At 64.1% G+C, this 245-nt stretch carries 1 protein-coding gene; it reads right to left on the bottom strand.

Features of this window, described 5'->3' with window-relative positions; genetic code table 11:
* Positions 1 to 245 (bottom strand): WXG100 family type VII secretion target (locus tag LI94_RS21710; RefSeq protein ID WP_152664917.1); only part of this gene is annotated, 245 nt, incomplete at both ends.

The following is a 245-nucleotide window of genomic DNA, read 5'->3' on the forward strand; positions in this document are numbered from 1 at the left end:
GCGTCGGTGTTGGCCATGTTGTTGCCGGCCGACTGCACCTTCTGACCGTGGCTGTTGGCCTGCTCGTAGATCACCGCGAAGTTGCGGCCCAACTGCGCCACAAACTCCTGGCACGCCACCGAACCCGCGCCACCCCAGAAATCACCGGCAGCCAGCACATCGTGCACGATCGCCTGGTGCTCAGCCTCCAACGACGCCGCCTGAGCACGAATCAACGCACCGTGGGCATCCACATCACCGAACTG

Source organism: Mycobacterium sp. UM_Kg27 (assembly GCF_000972905.1).
Taxonomy (GTDB): domain Bacteria; phylum Actinomycetota; class Actinomycetes; order Mycobacteriales; family Mycobacteriaceae; genus Mycobacterium.